The 255-nt window shown below is 69.0% G+C and carries 1 pseudogene; it reads left to right on the forward strand.

The window, feature by feature from the left end:
• Positions 1 to 254 (forward strand): annotated as a pseudogene (locus tag GCN74_RS28535) (ShlB/FhaC/HecB family hemolysin secretion/activation protein); the annotation flags it as partial.
• Position 255 lies beyond the last annotated feature (1 nt).

Consider the following 255-nt stretch of genomic DNA (forward strand, 5'->3'; position numbering starts at 1 on the left):
TGCTGCGCAACGAGTTGGGCGTGCCGCTGGGCAGCAGCGGCCAGGAAGCGTATGCGGGTGTCGACCACGGCGAAGTGGCGGGGCCGTCTGCCGCCTGGCTGATCGCGCGCAACCTGACGGGCGCCTTTGTCGGCCTGCGCGGCCAGTGGCTGGGTGTGCAGTACGACGCCTTTGTCGGCTGGCCCGTGCGCAAACCCGAGCTGTTCCGCACGGCCAGCCACACGGCCGGCTTCAGCCTGAACGCCAGCTATTAAA

It is taken from the genome of Janthinobacterium sp. FT14W, from assembly GCF_009208755.1.
Lineage (GTDB): Bacteria > Pseudomonadota > Gammaproteobacteria > Burkholderiales > Burkholderiaceae_D > Janthinobacterium > Janthinobacterium violaceinigrum.